This is a genomic window from Microbacterium sp. NPDC077184 (genome assembly GCF_040687055.1).
In the GTDB taxonomy this organism is placed as follows: domain Bacteria; phylum Actinomycetota; class Actinomycetes; order Actinomycetales; family Microbacteriaceae; genus Microbacterium.
In genome coordinates, this window is sequence record NZ_JBFBMM010000001.1 from 784,518 (window position 1) to 799,901 (window position 15,384).

At 70.3% G+C, this 15,384-nt stretch carries 16 protein-coding genes; 8 read left to right on the forward strand and 8 right to left on the reverse strand.

All coding sequences use genetic code 11. The features are described from left to right. The first annotated feature begins 1 nt into the window (after window position 1). Both hutU and hutI read left to right on the forward strand, forming a co-directional pair. Complete coding sequence (gene hutU, locus AB0O93_RS03760) at window positions 2-1,687, forward strand: urocanate hydratase (RefSeq protein WP_363340637.1); 1,686 nt, start codon at window positions 2-4, stop codon at window positions 1,685-1,687. Beyond that, entirely contained in the window at window positions 1,684-2,892 is a 1,209-nt protein-coding gene (gene hutI, locus AB0O93_RS03765; protein ID WP_363340639.1) for an imidazolonepropionase, read from the forward strand. The genes hutU and hutI overlap by 4 nt, the downstream gene beginning before the upstream one ends. On the opposite strand, the gene AB0O93_RS03770 is transcribed toward hutI, so the two are convergent. The 6 genes from AB0O93_RS03770 to AB0O93_RS03795 form a co-directional block, all read right to left on the reverse strand. Continuing rightward, entirely contained in the window at window positions 2,870-3,355 is a 486-nt protein-coding gene (locus AB0O93_RS03770) for a histidine phosphatase family protein (RefSeq protein ID WP_363340641.1), read from the reverse strand. The two genes, hutI and AB0O93_RS03770, sit on opposite strands and share 23 nt — an antisense overlap. Then, window positions 3,352-4,287 (reverse strand): arginase family protein, encoded by a 936-nt coding sequence (locus AB0O93_RS03775; protein WP_363340643.1) that lies wholly within the window; start codon window positions 4,285-4,287, stop codon window positions 3,352-3,354. Before AB0O93_RS03775 ends, AB0O93_RS03770 begins: the two co-directional genes overlap by 4 nt. A gap of 33 nt (window positions 4,288-4,320) precedes the next feature. Next, the gene (locus AB0O93_RS03780) at window positions 4,321-4,662 is read right to left on the reverse strand and encodes a gamma-glutamylcyclotransferase family protein (RefSeq protein ID WP_363340645.1); all 342 of its coding nucleotides are present in this window, start codon (window positions 4,660-4,662) and stop codon (window positions 4,321-4,323) included. 87 nt (window positions 4,663-4,749) lie between these two features. Next, window positions 4,750-5,958, reverse strand: a complete 1,209-nt coding sequence (locus AB0O93_RS03785) for a DUF445 domain-containing protein (protein WP_363340998.1) — start codon at window positions 5,956-5,958, stop codon at window positions 4,750-4,752. A gap of 56 nt (window positions 5,959-6,014) precedes the next feature. Next, on the reverse strand, window positions 6,015-7,211 hold the full coding sequence (locus AB0O93_RS03790) for an acyl-CoA dehydrogenase family protein (protein WP_363340647.1): 1,197 nt from the start codon (window positions 7,209-7,211) through the stop codon (window positions 6,015-6,017). Next, window positions 7,208-7,963: an alpha/beta hydrolase gene (locus AB0O93_RS03795; RefSeq protein ID WP_363340649.1), complete on the reverse strand. Its 756-nt coding sequence runs from the start codon at window positions 7,961-7,963 to the stop codon at window positions 7,208-7,210. Before AB0O93_RS03795 ends, AB0O93_RS03790 begins: the two co-directional genes overlap by 4 nt. 54 nt (window positions 7,964-8,017) lie before the next feature. Here AB0O93_RS03795 and AB0O93_RS03800 point away from each other — a divergent pair, with 54 nt between their 5' ends. Next, a complete protein-coding gene (locus AB0O93_RS03800; RefSeq protein WP_363340651.1) occupies window positions 8,018-8,422 on the forward strand; it encodes a pilus assembly protein CpaE in 405 nt (134 codons plus the stop codon). A gap of 31 nt (window positions 8,423-8,453) precedes the next feature. Here the strand turns inward: AB0O93_RS03800 and AB0O93_RS03805 are convergent, their stop codons facing one another. Further along, the gene (locus AB0O93_RS03805) at window positions 8,454-9,047 is read right to left on the reverse strand and encodes a TetR/AcrR family transcriptional regulator (protein ID WP_363340653.1); all 594 of its coding nucleotides are present in this window, start codon (window positions 9,045-9,047) and stop codon (window positions 8,454-8,456) included. A gap of 87 nt (window positions 9,048-9,134) precedes the next feature. Here AB0O93_RS03805 and AB0O93_RS03810 point away from each other — a divergent pair, with 87 nt between their 5' ends. Further along, window positions 9,135-9,890: an SDR family NAD(P)-dependent oxidoreductase gene (locus AB0O93_RS03810; protein WP_363340655.1), complete on the forward strand. Its 756-nt coding sequence runs from the start codon at window positions 9,135-9,137 to the stop codon at window positions 9,888-9,890. A gap of 63 nt (window positions 9,891-9,953) precedes the next feature. Here AB0O93_RS03810 and AB0O93_RS03815 read toward each other — a convergent pair whose 3' ends face one another. Further along, window positions 9,954-11,159: an MFS transporter gene (locus AB0O93_RS03815; RefSeq protein WP_363340658.1), complete on the reverse strand. Its 1,206-nt coding sequence runs from the start codon at window positions 11,157-11,159 to the stop codon at window positions 9,954-9,956. Between the two features lie 353 nt (window positions 11,160-11,512). Between AB0O93_RS03815 and nrdH the strand changes: the two genes are divergently transcribed. Genes nrdH through nrdF form a run of 4 tightly spaced genes read left to right on the forward strand, consistent with a single transcriptional unit; the run spans window position 11,513 to window position 15,379 of the window. Further along, on the forward strand, window positions 11,513-11,746 hold the full coding sequence (gene nrdH, locus AB0O93_RS03820) for a glutaredoxin-like protein NrdH (protein ID WP_363340660.1): 234 nt from the start codon (window positions 11,513-11,515) through the stop codon (window positions 11,744-11,746). A 4-nt stretch (window positions 11,747-11,750) separates the two neighbouring features. Further along, the gene (nrdI, locus tag AB0O93_RS03825) at window positions 11,751-12,227 is read left to right on the forward strand and encodes a class Ib ribonucleoside-diphosphate reductase assembly flavoprotein NrdI (protein ID WP_363340662.1); all 477 of its coding nucleotides are present in this window, start codon (window positions 11,751-11,753) and stop codon (window positions 12,225-12,227) included. Beyond that, window positions 12,209-14,368, forward strand: a complete 2,160-nt coding sequence (nrdE, locus tag AB0O93_RS03830; RefSeq protein WP_363340664.1) for a class 1b ribonucleoside-diphosphate reductase subunit alpha — start codon at window positions 12,209-12,211, stop codon at window positions 14,366-14,368. Before nrdI ends, nrdE begins: the two co-directional genes overlap by 19 nt. 36 nt (window positions 14,369-14,404) lie before the next feature. Further along, on the forward strand, window positions 14,405-15,379 hold the full coding sequence (nrdF, locus tag AB0O93_RS03835) for a class 1b ribonucleoside-diphosphate reductase subunit beta (protein WP_053548779.1): 975 nt from the start codon (window positions 14,405-14,407) through the stop codon (window positions 15,377-15,379). Window positions 15,380-15,384 lie beyond the last annotated feature (5 nt).

Genomic DNA, 15,384 nt, shown 5'->3' on the forward strand with positions numbered 1-15,384 from the left:
GATGACCACCGCATCCGACACCGCGACCGCCGCCCCCGAGCCGACCGCCCGCGCGATCCGCGCCCCGCGCGGCCCCGAGCGCACCGCGAAGAGCTGGGGCGCTGAGGCTGCCAAGCGCATGCTCATGAACAACCTCGATCCCGAGGTCGCCGAGCACCCCGAAGACCTCGTCGTCTACGGCGGCACCGGACGCGCCGCGCGCTCGTGGGCGGCGTACGACGCGATCGTCCGTACGCTCGACGAGCTGGAGCCCGATGAGACGCTGCTCGTGCAGTCCGGGAAGCCGGTCGGCGTCTTCCGGACCCACACGTGGGCGCCGCGCGTGCTGATCGCGAACTCGAACCTCGTCGGCGATTGGGCGACGTGGCCGGAGTTCCGCCGGCTCGAGCAGCTGGGGCTGACGATGTACGGGCAGATGACCGCCGGGTCCTGGATCTACATCGGCACGCAGGGGATCCTCCAGGGAACCTACGAGACCTTCGCCGCCGTGGCGCGCAGCCTCGGACGCGATGACCTCTCCGGCACCCTCACCCTCACCGGCGGATGCGGCGGCATGGGTGGCGCGCAGCCGCTCGCGGTCACCCTCAACGGCGGCGCGGTCCTCATCGTCGACGTCGACGAATCCCGTCTGGCGCGCCGGGTCGCCCACGGCTACCTCGACGAGTACACCACCGACCTCGACACCGCCGTCGCCCGGGTGGTCGCGGCGAAGGACGCCGGCGAGGCGCTGTCGGTGGGGATGGTGGGCAACGCCGCCGAGGTGTTCCCGGCCCTTCTCGCCCGCGGCGTCCCGATCGACATCGTCACCGACCAGACGAGCGCGCACGATCCGCTCGCCTACCTCCCGGTCGGTATCTCCGTGGACGAGTGGCGCGCGCGGGCCGAGGCCGATCCGGCGGACGTCACCGCCCGTGCCCGCCGGTCGATGGCGGCGCAGGTGGCGGCGATGGTCGGGTTCCAGGATGCCGGGGCCGCCGTGTTCGACTACGGCAACTCGATCCGCGCCGAGGCCGAACTCGGCGGGTTCGACCGCGCGTTCGCCTTCCCCGGATTCGTGCCCGCCTACATCCGACCGCAGTTCGCCGAGGGCCGGGGTCCCTTCCGCTGGGTGGCGCTCTCGGGGGACCCCGACGACATCCGCAAGACCGATGAGGCCGTGAAGGCGCTGTTCCCCCAGAACGCCGCCCTCGTGCGCTGGTTGGAGAAGGCGGGTGACACCGTCCGGTTCGAGGGGCTTCCCGCCCGGATCTGCTGGCTCGGCTACCAGGAGCGGCACCTCGCAGGGCTGAGGTTCAACGAGATGGTCGCCTCCGGTGAGCTGTCGGCGCCGATCGTCATCGGACGCGACCACCTCGACGCGGGGTCGGTCGCCTCTCCGTACCGCGAGACGGAGGCGATGGCCGACGGCTCCGACGCCATCGCCGACTGGCCGCTGCTCAACGCGCTGCTGAACACCGCGTCCGGTGCGTCGTGGGTGTCGATCCACCACGGCGGCGGGGTCGGCATCGGGCGGAGCATCCACGCGGGGCAGGTGGTCGTCGCCGACGGCACCCCGGAGGCGGCGGAGAAGCTCGCCCGCGTGCTCGTGAACGATCCCGGCACCGGGGTCATGCGCCACGTGGACGCCGGATACCCGCGCGCCGCGGAGGTGGCGCGCGAGCGCGGTCTCCAGGTGCCGATGTGGTGAGCGCCGACCTCCTCGTCACCGGGATCGGCGAGCTGACGACGAACGTCTCGACACCCGACGACATCTGCGGAACGATCCCCGACGCCGCCGTCCTCGTCCGCGCGGGCACCATCGCCTGGGCCGGACCCGCGGGGGAGATGCCGGATGCCGCCGCCGGGGCACCCGTGCTCGACGTCGCCGGCGCCGCGGTCATCCCCGGGTTCGTCGACAGCCACACCCACCTCGCGTTCGGCGGCGACCGCAGCGCGGAGTTCGTCGCCCGGATGGCGGGGCGGCCGTATGCGGCGGGCGGCATACGCTCCACGGTGGCCGCCACGCGGGCGGCGACCGACGCCGAGCTGCGGGCCCGGCTTCGCGCGCTGATCTCGGAGCTCCGCGCGCAGGGGACGACCACGGTCGAGATCAAGACCGGCTACGGGCTGTCGGTCGCCGACGAGGAACGCCTCGCCCGTCTCGCGCGGGAGGTGACGGAGGAGGTCACCTTCCTCGGCGCCCATGTCGTGCCCGCGGAGTTCGCGGACGACGCCGACGCGTACGTCGACCTCGTCGCAGGTCCGATGCTCGCCGCGGCGGCCCGGCACTGCCGATGGGTCGACGTGTTCTGCGAGCGCGGGGCCTTCACTCCGGCCCAGGCCGAGCGGGTGCTCGCGGCGGGCGCGGATCGAGGCCTCGGTCTCCGCGTGCACGGCAATCAGCTGGGGCCGGGCGAGGGGGTGCGTCTCGCGGTCGCGCTCGGTGCGGCATCCGTCGATCACGGCACGTATCTCGACGCCGCGGACGTCGCTGCGCTCGCCGGGAGCGACACCGTGCTGACGCTCCTCCCCGGGGTGGAGTTCTCGACGCGGCAGCCCTACCCGGACGCGCGGGCGCTGTGGGATGCCGGGGTGACGATCGCCCTGGCCAGCGACTGCAATCCCGGTTCGAGCTTCACCAGTTCGATGCCGCTGATGATCGCGCTCGCCGTCCGCGAGATGGGCCTCACCCCGGACGAGGCGGTGTGGGCGGCGACCGCGGGCGGCGCGGCGGCGCTGCGGCGCGACGACGTCGGAGTGCTCCGGCCGGGTGCCCGCGCGGATCTCGTGGTGCTGCGTGCACCGAGCCGCGCGTACCTCGCCTACCGCCCCGGCGTCCCGCTGGTGGACGACGTCCTCGTCGGCGGGGTGCGGATGGACGGTGGCGCGGTCAGCGCGGCGCGTCGAACGTGAACGAGACGGGGTCGACGGCGTCCACGACATCCCAGGACGTCTCCGCCCACGTGAAGACGGCGACGGCGCACGTCGGCATCCGATCGATCCGATCGCGCGACAGGCGCGCCGCCAGCACCGTCAGCCCCGGATCGTGGGCGACGAGGGTCACCCGCTGCAGGCCGCTCTCCGCCGCGACCGTCAGGAGCGTCGTCGCCGACGCCGCGTAGAGGCGTTCCTCGAGGCGGAGCGGGGCATCCAGCGCATGGGCGAACACCTCCGCCGTGGTGCGGGCTCGCAGCGCTGTGCTGGAGATCACCGCCTCGGGCCAGAAGCCGGTCTCCACGAGCTGACGCGCCATGCGCGGGGCGTCGCGCTCGCCGCGCTCGTTGAGGGGGCGATCGTGGTCGTCGAGGTCGGGATCCCCCCAGTCCGACTTGGCGTGGCGGACGAGGGCGAGCTGGATGCCGGGTGCGGGGGTCATGCAAATCCTCTCGGTCGCTGGGCGAGGCCCGCGAGCAGGTCGAGCACGCAGAGCGCGGCCAGCCGCACCGTCCGTGCATCGGGGGTGTCGGCGGCCGCATCGACCTCGACGATGTCGGCGGAGCGGAGACGCGGGTCGCGCGCGAACGCGCGCACGAGCCGCCGCAGCGCATCGGCTGAGAGCCCTCCGGGTACGGAGGCGGGGCAGCCCGGGGCGACCGCGCGATCGCACACGTCGACGTCGATGTCGAGATGGATGCCCCCGGGAACGGAGTGCGCGTCCGCGCCGCCGGCGACCGACAGCGCCTGCGCGACGACGTCCGCCTCGGGTCGGGAGCGGAGCTCGTCGAGCGTGATGACGGTGATGCCGAGATCGGCGGCGCGGCGGGCATAGGCGACGGAGTTGGCGAAGTCGGCGATGCCGAGCTGCACGACGCGCGTGGGGTCGAGCCCGCCCTCGACGAGGCGGCGGACGGGGGAGCCGTTGGAGACCCCGTCGCGGAGGTCGAAGTGGGCGTCGATCGTGATGAGTCCCGTGGCCCGTGCGCCCCGGGCGACGGGGACGGTGGCGGCGTTGTCGCCGCCCAGGGCGATCACGAGGTCAGCCGTGTCCGCGATCCCACGCACGCGCGCCGCGACCCGCTCCTCCCCGTCCGCGCCGTCGGGGTCCGCGACGTCGCCGGCGTCGAGGATCCGCAGCACCGACGTCAGATCGAGCGGCGGGGGGCCGAGGAGGGTCGGGCTGTAGCGCCGGAGAGCCTCACGCACGGCGGCGGGCGTCGTGTGCGCCGCTGTCGGGGAGAGCGACGTGCGCCATGTCGGCACGCCGACCGCGACCGCGGTCGGAGCATCCGTCTGGCGCTCCTCGTCCGCGGTCCACGCCGGCCATCCGCCGGCACGCGGCCACAGCGGATCGACGGCGAGCGCGCTCATTCCGCCACGATAGCCCCCCGGGGTACCTCGCCGTCAGGGGGTCACGTACGCCCACGCGCGGCGGCCGCTGCGCAGCACCACGGCGACGCGACGATACAGCGGGGCCTGGTACTCGTCGCACGCGTCGAGCTCATCCTCGTCGACGGGATGGACGGTGCCGGTGACGTTGTCGAGGTGTTGACCGGTCTCACGGAGCGCGGGCTGCACCGAGCGCGACCGCCCCTCTCCCGCGCGCGGGTCGACGATCTCGACGTAGTCGACGGTGAAACCGCCGAGCACATCGGCGGTGCCCCGCAGGCGCCGTCCGAAGACGTCGAGCTGCACCTGGGGATCCTGCAGCGTCCCGTACGTGAAGAGGAGGTGATCGGCGCCCACGAGGTCACCGTAGCCTGCGGTGCGGCCGTTGTCAGCGGGGCCGTCACACGACGTCCCCCCACGATGTCGCGGACCGCGTCGCGCGATTCAGCCGCCGAAGAGGGCGTGGGCGATCGTGTAGATGGTCAGGCCCGCGAGGGAGCCGATGATCGTGCCGTTCAGGCGGATGTACTGGAGATCGCGACCGACCATCAGCTCGATCTTGCGGGTGGTCTCCTTCGCGTCCCACCTCTCCACCGTGTCGGTGATGATCGAGGCGATGTCGTGACGGTACCGGTCGACGAGGAAGACCGCGGCGTCGGTCACCCACGTGTCGACGCGGCGCTGGAGCGCGGCATCCGTCGTCAGGCGCGTGCCGATCTCGGTCACGGCCGACAGGGCGCGGCGGCGGAGGCCGCTGTCCGGGTCGGCGAGCGCGGCGACGAGGCCGGTCTTCGCGGTCTCCCAGGCCTGCGCGGCGAGTTCGCGGACGCGCGGGCTGTCGAACACCGTCACCTTCGCGTCTTCGAGGCGGCCGATCGTGGCGGGGTCGTGCTGCAGGTTGTCGGCGAGCCGGGCGAGGTAGCCGTCGACGGCGAGACGCGCCGGATGCTGCGGGTCGGCCTGGACTGCGGCGACGAACTTCAGGGCCTCGTTGTACACGGTGTCGTCCACGAGGCGCTGGGCGATGCTCGGCACCCACGAGGGGAGGCGCCGCGAGACGAGACCGGTGAAGGCGGCGTGGTTCTCCGCCAGCCACGTGCCGATGTTGTCCACGCCCATGTCGACCGCACCGTGGTGGGCGCCGGCGTCGAGGACGCGGGAGAGCCACGCGCCGACCCCCGGGCCCCACTCGGGCGAGATCAGATGCTCGCGGGCGAGCGACTCGATGACGTCGCCGACCTCGTCGTCGCTGAGGGCCTGGAGGATGCCGGAGGCCATCGTGGACGCCTCGGCGACGACGCGTTCCGCGTTCGCGGGCGCGGCCAGCCACTCGCCGAGGCGGGAGGCGATGGCCGTCGACTCCAGCTTCTGCCGCACCACGTCGCCGCGGAGGAACTCCGTCTCGACGAACTCGCCGAGCGTGCGTCCGATCTCGTCCTTCCGCCTCGGGATGATCGCGGTGTGCGGGATGGGGATCCCCATCGGATGCCGGAAGAGCGCCGTCACGGCGAACCAGTCCGCCAGCGCCCCCACCATTCCCCCCTCGGCCGCCGCGCGCACGTAGGCGAGGGCGGGGACGTCCTGCTGGAGCGGGAAGGAGATGACGAAGACGACCGCCATGAACAGCAGCGCCCCGAGCGCGACCGCCTTCATGCGGCGAAGGCCCCGGCGGCGTTCCTCGTCGGCCGGGCTGAGGACGACGGTGCCGGTCACTTCTCCACCGGTCCGAGCCACGCGGTCGCCGAGGTGGCGTGGGCGGACTCGGGGTCGGAGGGGTGGAACATCCCGGCGAGGACGTCGCGGTACAGGCGCCCGAGTTCGCTCCCCGAGAAGTAGGACGCGCCGCCCGCGACGAGGATCGCCTCGTCGACGATCTGCTTGGCGGTGGTCACGGCGCGGTGCTTCAGCCCCGACAGCAGCGCGAACCAGCGCGCGCCGTGGTCCGTCTGCGCGTCGATGTCGTGCGCGATCGCCGCCAGCTGCGGCGGAAGGCCGTCGTAGGCGATCCCCATTTCGGCCACGCGCCAGCGGATGTCGGGGTCCTGACTGTAGGTCGCGCCGGTCTTCTTCGAGGTGCGGCGATGCGCGGTCGCCACGGCGACGTCGATCGCGCGGCGGGCGATGCCGGTGTAGACGGAGGCGATGAGCAGCTCGAACACCGCGAAGATCCCGAAGACCAGCGGGTCGGGCTGGGGGCCGGGCTCGAGACGGCGGACGACGCGGGCGGCGGCGGCGCGGGCGCCGTGCAGCTCCGTCGTGCGCGACTGGGTGCCGCGCATGCCGACGGTGTCCCAGTCGTCGCGGATGCGCACGCGACCGGCATCCGTCTCGTCCCGCGACAGGAAGGCGAAGACCATCCGCGGCGCGTCGGGCGAGGTGGTGTCGAGCCCGTGGAGGCCGAGCTGCGTCCACACGGGGGAGAGGGTGGTGAAGATCTTCGTCCCGGTGAAGGCGTAGCCGCCGTCGCCGGTGGGCGCGGCCTCGGTGTCGCTGCCGAAGAGCACGAGGTCGTTGCCGGCCTCGCTGATGCCGAAAGCGAACACCTCGCCCCCGGCGGCGCCGGTCTGCACGAACCGGAGGTCGTCGATCCCGCGGTCGGCGAGGAGCTTCGCGACCCCCGTCCAGATGAGGTGCATGTTGATCGCGAGCGCAGTGGCGGGCGCCGCCGTGGCGAGGCGCTGCTGGAGGACGGATGCCGCGGCGAGGTCGAGCCCCGCCCCGCCGAGGTCGGCGGGCACGAGGATCGCGAGGTACCCGCGCTCGCGGAGCTCGTCGAGATCGTCCTCGGGGAAGGTGTTGTCGCGGTCGTGCGCGGCGGCCCGCGCGCGGAAGCGCTCCAGCAGGTCGTCGGGGAGGACCACCGCGGGATCGAACGGTGCGGCGGTGGGGGACGGGGACGCGGTCATGGCAGGACCTCCAGAAGGGCCCGCACGGTCTCCTCGGGCTTGTCGCGGTGGGGGGAGTGGCCGGCGCCCGCGACGATCGTCATCGTGATCTGCGGGTTCGCCTCGACGACGGCCTCGGCGGGCTTGCCGGCGAAGATCGAGTAGACCTTCGGGTCGGAGGCGATCACGCGGGTGGGGACGGTCAGCGCGGTGGCGGCATCCGTCACATCCCACTCCGGGTTCTGCGCGCTCGTCTGCTCGACGGCCCACCGGCTCGCCTGCTGCGCGGACAGGGCTTTCAGCTCGATGTCGTGCGGATGCCAGGTCGGGTGGGCGGCGCGGACGGCGGCCGGCGACGGGTCGGCGAAGGACTCCTCCTGGCTCGCGCGGACGATGCCGCGGTCGCGCGGGGTCAGCGCGATCGCCGGGTCGATGAGGACGAGGCGGCGGGCCCATGTCGCGTCGGCGGCGGCGAGGGTGGCGGCCGCGCCGCCGAGAGAGTGGGCGACGACGAGGTCCCACGTCCCGCCGTCCTCCGGGTGCGTGTGCGCGAGGTCGACCGCGTAGGCGTCGAGGGCGTAGTCCAGCGTCCGAGGCGCCGTGCCGTGGCCCCGCAGGTCGACGGCGTCCGCCCGCCAGCCCGCGTCGGCGAGGGCGACGCCGTAGCGCCACATCAGCGCGCCGTTCGAGCCGAGGCCGTGCACGAGGAGCGCGCGGCGGGTCGAGCCCGGCGCGCCCCAGGAGCGGCGGGGGAGGAGCACGGGGGAAACCATGCGATCAGCCTACGAGCGGCCCCGGCCCCCGGCATCCACGGGAAGATGGTTCGCATGATCTCGACAGAACGGGCGGTCGACCTCCGCCAGGCGGGCCTGGTGTGGCACCCGCGCTCGGGCGACCGTTTCCAACTGGACGAGCCCGAGTTCGAGGCGGACGTGTTCACGGTCAGCGAGATGACGGTGGAACCCCGGGATTACCCGACGGGGAGCATCCTCGCCTTCAACGGCACGACGGAGTGGGCGCTGGATTCGGTCGCACTCGAGGACGCGCTGTGGCTTCCGCACGAGCACCAGCTGCGCGAGATGCTCCGCGGGGCCTTTCGGTCGCTCCGGCGCCTGGCCGACACCCACGAGGTCGAGATCGTCGTCGGCGAGGAGCGCCTGGTGTTCGAGCACCCCGAACCCGCCGACGCGTACGCGCTCGCCGTCCGCGAGATGCTCCGCCGCATCGGCTGAGCACGGCGTCCGCGCGAAGAGCGCTCGCCCGTCAGGAGTGGTCGATCGGGCGCGGGGCGATGATGCTCGCGGCGGTGAGCGAGGCGAACGCGTCCAGGTACAGCTCCGGTGCGCGCGGTGGGGGTTCGGCGAGCCACGCCTCGAGGAGTCCGACGGCGCCGCCGGCGATGAAACGGGCCGTCGCCTCCAGGCCGAAGGCGCCGTCGTGGCCGGTCGCGGTGACGGGGGAGGTGACGCGTCCGGCATCCTCGAGCATGCGGAGGCTGTCGCGGAAGTGCGTCGACAGCAGCGCGCGAACGCTCCCCTCGGGCGAGCGGAGTCCGCGCTGGTAGATCGGCTCGAACCGCTCGATGTGCGCGAGGACCGCGCGCGTGGTGACGACCACGGCGTCGTCCACGTCGACGTCGGGATCGTCGAGGTAGCGGTGACGGATGCCGTCCAGGTCGGCGCGAAGCGCGTCGACGAGCAGGCTCGCGGGGGTGTCGGCGTGCTCGTAGAAGGTCGATCGGTGCACGCCCGCGTGCCGGGCGATCTCGGTGGCGGTCAGCTGCTCGGGTGCACGCTCGCGCGCCAGATCGAGGATCGCCGTGTGCAGACGGGCGGGGGACCGCAGGGGAGCGGGCATGCGTCCACCTTCCTCGATCCGGGGCGCGCGGGGAAGAGTATCGTCACATTAGCCGACATATGTCGGATTATTCGGAAGGAGACCATCATGGCCACGTACGACGTCCAGGGGCGCTCAGCGCTCATCACCGGAGCCGGTTCCGGCATCGGCCGCGCCACCGCTCTCACCCTCGCCGCCAGCGGTGCGGCGATCCTGGTGTCGGACATCTCCGCCGACGCCGCCCACGCGGTCGTCGACGAGATCGCCACCGCCGGCGGGACCGCCGCGGCGTTCGTCGCCGACGTCGCGGATCCGGATGCCGCGGTGGAAGCGGTCGCCAAAGCGGGCGAGCTCGCGCCGCTGCGCATCGCCGTGAACAACGCGGGCATCGGCGGCGCGGCCGCCCCCATCGCCGAGTACCCGATCGACAGCTGGCAGAAGGTCATCGAGATCGACCTCAACGCCGTCTTCTACGGCCTTCGGGCGCAGATCCCCGCGATGGTGGCCGCCGGGGGCGGGTCGATCATCAACATGGCCTCGGTGCTCGGCTCGGTCGGCATTCCCATGTCGTCGGCGTACGTGACGGCCAAGCACGGGCTCATCGGTCTCACCCGCAACGCCGCACTCGAGTACGGCGCCGACAAGGTGCGTGTGAACGCCGTCGGCCCCGGCTTCATCCGGACTCCGCTCGTGGACGCGAACCTCGACGCCGACGCGCAGGCGGGCCTCGCCGCGCAGCACGCGCTCGGCCGGCTCGGGACCTCGGAGGAGGTCGCGGGTCTCGTCGCCTTCCTGGCGTCGGACGCGGCATCCTTCGTCACCGGCAGCTACCACCTCGTCGACGGCGGCTACGCGGCCCGCTGATCCCGTCGCTCGCGTCGTGCCGGCCTCGCCGATCCGTGCCGTGAGCGGATGCCGGGCCCGTGGCTACGTGATCGTCGCCACGGGCGCGGTGTCGGGCATCGGGCTGGCGTCGCGCCCGCGGAGGTCCGGGAAGCCGCGGACGAACGCGACCGAGACGACGAGCCCCGCCGCGGCGAAGATCGTCGCCGCGAGGTAGGCGCCGGTGGGCCCCACCCCGTCGATGAGGAACCCGGCGACGGCGGACCCCGCGGCCGCGCCGATGAGCTGCCCGGTGCCCACCCATCCGAAGGCCTCGGCGGTGTCGCTGAACTTCACGCTCGCCGAGGTCATCGCGAACAGCACCGCCAGCGCCGGCGCGACGCCGAGGCCGGCGAGGACGAGCGTGCCGCCGAGCCACCAGACGTTCAGCGACACCATCGTGAGGGCGAGTCCGACCGTGACGATGCCGAGGCGCCGGGCCATCGCCCAGCGTCCGATCGGGATGTGGCCGAACCCGAGGCCGCCGGCGAGGCTTCCGACGGCGAAGACGGCGAGGACCAGGCCCGCCTCCAGTCCGTCGTGCCCGAACGTGGCGACGACCCCCGCCTCGACGGCCGCGCACGCACCGATGAGGAGGAACCCCACGACCGTGGCGAGGATGATCGGGGGCTTGGTCATGACGGTGCCGATGCTGCGGCGACTCCGGGGGATCCGCACGCGGCCGACCTCGGGGGAGAGGATGAACCACGCCCCGCCGAGGAGGAGGATCACCACGATCAGCAGCAGCGCCGGCACGGTGCCGACCTGGGTGGCCACGACCGTGATGACGACGGGCGCGAGGATCCAGATGATCTCCTGGAGCGACGCGTCGAGGGAGAACAGCGGGGTCAGCTGGCGACCGGTGACCATCTTCGGGTAGATCGTGCGGACGGCCGGCTGCACCGGCGGCGTCGACAGGCCGGCGATCAGGCCGAGCGCCATGTAGGCGGGGAGCACCATGTCGACCAGGGCGATGGTCGTGATGGCCGTGGCGCACACGATCAGGGTGAGGGTGAGGACTTTCCGCATGCCCCAGATGCCCATCCAGCGGCTGGTGACGGGGCCGGCGATCGCCTGACCGATCGAGGTCGCGGCGAGGACGAGGCCAGCCGCTCCGTAGGAACCCGTCTCGCGCTCGATGTAGAGCAGCAGCGCCAGGCTCGTCATCCCGTTGGGGAAGCGTGCGGTCAGCTGCGCCGCCATGATGCGACCCACGCCCGGGGTGCGCAGGAGATCCCGATAGCCCGCCACCAGGACACGCTAGCGCGACACGCCCCGACACGCCGTGCGCGTCCATCCACAGGGAATCGGGTGTCGGTGGCCCGGCGTAGCGTCCGATCTGTGGACAACGTCGGAGGCGTCGGAGGAAACCCGCGTCATCCGGCCGTTTTCCTCGTGTCCGAGGGTGTGCCGGGCTGTGGATGAAACGGTGGAGAACCTGTGTTGTACATGGGGATGACGGTGGAAAATCACACGGATGTAACTACTACCCCTTGTGGTGCTATCCGATGTCCGTACCCATATGTAGTATTGGACTCCCGGCGGGGGGCCAGCCCGAGAACTGACCGGAATCACCCGGACGACGACGACAGAAATGGATCGACATGGCGATCACGGTGTACACCAAGCCTTCCTGCGTGCAGTGCACGGCCACCTACCGCGCGCTGGACTCGAAGGGCATCGACTACGAGGTCCTCGACCTCTCCGAGGACCCCTCGGCCCTCGAGCAGGTGAAGGCGCTCGGTTACCTGCAGGCGCCGGTCGTCATCACCGACGAGGACCACTGGTCGGGCTTCCGTCCCGACAAGATCGACGAGCTCGCCTCGCGTCTGGCCTGATCCCATGGCAACCGCGATCGCGCAGCGACCCGCGGTTGCCGACCCGGCGACCGCGGGCCCTCTGCTGGTGTTCTTCTCCAGCATCTCGGGCAACACGGCCCGCTTCGTCGAGAAGGTCGTCGCGACCGGCGGCATCCGCGCGCTCCGGATCCCGCTGCACGCGACCGAACCGCCGCTCGTCGTCGACGAGCCCTACATCCTGGTCACCCCCACCTACGGGGGCGGTCAGGGGCGGGGCGTCGAGAAGGGTGCGGTTCCCAAGCAGGTCATCCGCTTCCTCAACGACGAGCGAAACCGGAGCCTCATCCGCGGGGTCATCTCCGCGGGCAACACCAACTTCGGCGAGCATTTCTGCTTCGCCGGTGAAGTCATCAGCCGCAAGTGTCGTGTGCCGCACTTGTACCGGCTCGAAGTTTTCGGCACGCCAGAAGACGTGGATCGCGTGAGCGACGGATTGGAACGATGGTGGAAGCAGCAGTGAAGGATCAGGCGCCGTTCAAGTTGGACGCGCGGTTCGAGGGCCTCGATTACCACGCCCTCAACGCGATGCTGAACCTGTACGACGCGGACGGGAAGATCCAGTTCGACGCCGACAAGCGCGCGGCGCGGGAGTACTTCCTCCAGCACGTCAACCAGAACACGGTCTTCTTCCACTCCCTCAAGGAGCGCCTCGACTACCTGGTCGAGAAGGAGTACTACGAGGGATCCGTCCTGGAGAAGTACCCGTTCGAGTTCATCCAGGAGCTCAACGACCTCGCCTACTCGAAGAAGTTCCGCTTCGAGACCTTCCTCGGCGCGTTCAAGTACTACACCAGCTACACGCTGAAGACCTTCGACGGCAAGCGCTACCTCGAGCGCTTCGAGGACCGCGTCGTGATGACCGCCCTCGGCCTCGCCGACGGCGACCAGAAGCTCGCGACCGCGCTCGTGGAGGAGATCATCTCCGGCCGCTTCCAGCCGGCGACGCCGACGTTCCTCAACTCCGGCAAGGCCCAGCGCGGCGAGCTGGTGTCGTGCTTCCTCCTGCGCATCGAAGACAACATGGAGTCGATCTCGCGCGGCATCAACTCCTCGCTGCAGCTGTCCAAGCGCGGCGGCGGCGTGGCGCTCCTGCTGTCGAACATCCGCGAGTCGGGGGCTCCGATCAAGCAGATCGAGAACCAGTCGTCCGGCATCATCCCGGTCATGAAGCTCCTCGAGGACAGCTTCAGCTACGCCAACCAGCTCGGAGCCCGTCAGGGTGCCGGTGCGGTGTACCTCAGCGCCCACCACCCCGACATCATGCGGTTCCTCGACACCAAGCGCGAGAACGCGGACGAGAAGATCCGCATCAAGACGCTGTCGCTCGGCGTCGTGGTGCCCGACATCACCTTCGAGCTCGCCAAGAACGGCGAGGACATGTATCTGTTCTCCCCGTACGACGTCGAGCGCGTGTACGGCGTGCCCTTCGGCGACATCTCCGTCACGGAGAAGTACCGCGAGATGGTCGACGACGCCCGCATCAAGAAGACCAAGATCAATGCGCGCGAGTTCTTCCAGACCCTCGCCGAGATCCAGTTCGAGTCGGGCTACCCGTACATCATGTTCGAGGACACGGTGAACCGGGCCAACCCGATCAAGGGCCGGATCAACATGTCGAACCTCTGCAGCGAGATCCTGCAGGTGAACACGCCGACGACCTACAGCGAAGACCTCTCCTACGCCGAGATCGGCAAGGACATCTCCTGCAACCTCGGCTCGATGAACATCGCCCTGTCGATGGATGCCGACGACCTCGGTCAGACGGTCGAAACGGCCATCCGGGCCCTCACCGCGGTGAGCGACCAGAGCCACATCGCCTCGGTCCGCTCGATCGAGGACGGCAACGACCGCTCCCACGCGATCGGCCTCGGCCAGATGAACCTGCACGGCTACCTCGCCCGCGAGCACGTGCACTACGGCTCGGTCGAGGGTCTCGACTTCACGAACATCTACTTCTACACGGTGCTGTTCCACGCGCTGCGGGCGTCGAACAACCTCGCCATCGAGCGGGGGCGTGCGTTCGACGGCTTCGAGGACTCCACCTACGCCACCGGCGAGTTCTTCGACAAGTACATCGAGCGGGCGTGGGTTCCCGAGACCGACAAGGTGAAGGAGCTCTTCGCGGGCAAGCACATCCCCACGCAGGACGACTGGATCCAGCTGAAGGCGTCGATCCAGAAGCACGGCATCTACAACCAGAACCTGCAGGCGGTGCCCCCGACCGGATCGATCTCGTACATCAACAACTCCACCAGCTCGATCCACCCGATCGCGTCGAAGATCGAGATCCGCAAGGAGGGCAAGCTCGGTCGCGTCTACTACCCGGCGCCGTTCATGACGAACGACAACCTGGAGTACTACCAGGACGCGTACGAGATCGGCTACGAGAAGGTCATCGACACGTACGCCGCGGCCACGCAGCACGTCGACCAGGGCCTGTCGCTGACGCTGTTCTTCAAGGACACCGCCACCACGCGCGACATCAACAAGGCCCAGATCTACGCGTGGCGCAAGGGCATCAAGACGATCTACTACATCCGCCTGCGGCAGCTGGCGCTGGAGGGCACCGACATGACCGAGTGCGTCTCCTGCATGCTGTGACCCGCTGAGATCCGCTGAGCACCGAGAGAGAACCCCATGGCTGAGAAGCTGCAACTGCTGAACCACGTGCAGGCCATCAACTGGAACCGCATCGAGGACGACAAGGACCTCGAAGTCTGGAACCGCCTGGTGAACAACTTCTGGTTGCCCGAGAAGGTGCCGCTGTCCAACGACATCCAGTCGTGGAACACGCTCACCCCCGAAGAGCAGCTGGTGACGATGCGGGTCTTCACGGGCCTGACGCTGCTGGACACCATCCAGGGCACCGTCGGTGCCGTCTCGCTGATCCCCGACGCGATCACCCCGCACGAGGAGGCGGTGTACACCAACATCGCCTTCATGGAGTCGGTGCACGCCAAGAGCTACTCCTCGATCTTCTCGACCCTGTGCTCGACGAAGGAGATCGACGAGGCGTTCCGCTGGTCGGTGGAGAACCCGAATCTGCAGAAGAAGGCGCAGATCGTCATGGAGTACTACCGTGGCGACTCGCCGCTCAAGCGCAAGGTCGCCTCGACCCTGCTGGAGAGCTTCCTGTTCTACTCGGGCTTCTACCTGCCGATGCACTGGTCGTCGCGGGCGAAGCTGACCAACACCGCCGACCTCATCCGCCTCATCATCCGCGACGAGGCCGTGCACGGCTACTACGTCGGGTACAAGTTCCAGAAGGGTCTCGAGAAGGTCGACGAGGCCACCCGTCAGGACATCAAGGACTACACGTTCTCGCTCCTGTACGAGCTCTACGACAACGAGGTGCAGTACGCCCAGGACCTCTACGACGGCATCGGCCTGACCGAGGACGTCAAGAAGTTCCTGCACTACAACGCCAACAAGGCCCTGATGAACCTCGGCTACGAGGCGATGTTCCCGGCGACCACGACCAACGTGAACCCGGCGATCCTCTCGGCCCTGTCGCCGAACGCGGACGAAAACCACGACTTCTTCAGCGGGTCGGGTTCGTCGTACGTCATCGGCAAGGCCGAGGCCACCGAAGACGAGGACTGGGACTTCTGAGACCG

What these genes read in the sequence shown, in the direction of transcription:
- hutU (WP_363340637.1), top strand. Translation starts at nt 2, where the DNA reads ATGACCACCGCATCCGACACCGCGACCGCCGCCCCCGAGCCGACCGCC.
- AB0O93_RS03770 (WP_363340641.1), bottom strand. Translation starts at nt 3,355, where the DNA reads ATGACCCCCGCACCCGGCATCCAGCTCGCCCTCGTCCGCCACGCCAAG.
- AB0O93_RS03775 (WP_363340643.1), bottom strand. Translation starts at nt 4,287, where the DNA reads ATGAGCGCGCTCGCCGTCGATCCGCTGTGGCCGCGTGCCGGCGGATGG.
- AB0O93_RS03785 (WP_363340998.1), bottom strand. Translation starts at nt 5,958, where the DNA reads ATGAAGGCGGTCGCGCTCGGGGCGCTGCTGTTCATGGCGGTCGTCTTC.
- AB0O93_RS03790 (WP_363340647.1), bottom strand. Translation starts at nt 7,211, where the DNA reads ATGACCGCGTCCCCGTCCCCCACCGCCGCACCGTTCGATCCCGCGGTG.
- AB0O93_RS03795 (WP_363340649.1), bottom strand. Translation starts at nt 7,963, where the DNA reads ATGGTTTCCCCCGTGCTCCTCCCCCGCCGCTCCTGGGGCGCGCCGGGC.
- AB0O93_RS03800 (WP_363340651.1), top strand. Translation starts at nt 8,018, where the DNA reads ATGATCTCGACAGAACGGGCGGTCGACCTCCGCCAGGCGGGCCTGGTG.
- AB0O93_RS03805 (WP_363340653.1), bottom strand. Translation starts at nt 9,047, where the DNA reads ATGCCCGCTCCCCTGCGGTCCCCCGCCCGTCTGCACACGGCGATCCTC.
- AB0O93_RS03810 (WP_363340655.1), top strand. Translation starts at nt 9,135, where the DNA reads ATGGCCACGTACGACGTCCAGGGGCGCTCAGCGCTCATCACCGGAGCC.
- nrdH (WP_363340660.1), top strand. Translation starts at nt 11,513, where the DNA reads ATGGCGATCACGGTGTACACCAAGCCTTCCTGCGTGCAGTGCACGGCC.
- nrdI (WP_363340662.1), top strand. Translation starts at nt 11,751, where the DNA reads ATGGCAACCGCGATCGCGCAGCGACCCGCGGTTGCCGACCCGGCGACC.
- nrdE (WP_363340664.1), top strand. Translation starts at nt 12,209, where the DNA reads ATGGTGGAAGCAGCAGTGAAGGATCAGGCGCCGTTCAAGTTGGACGCG.
- nrdF (WP_053548779.1), top strand. Translation starts at nt 14,405, where the DNA reads ATGGCTGAGAAGCTGCAACTGCTGAACCACGTGCAGGCCATCAACTGG.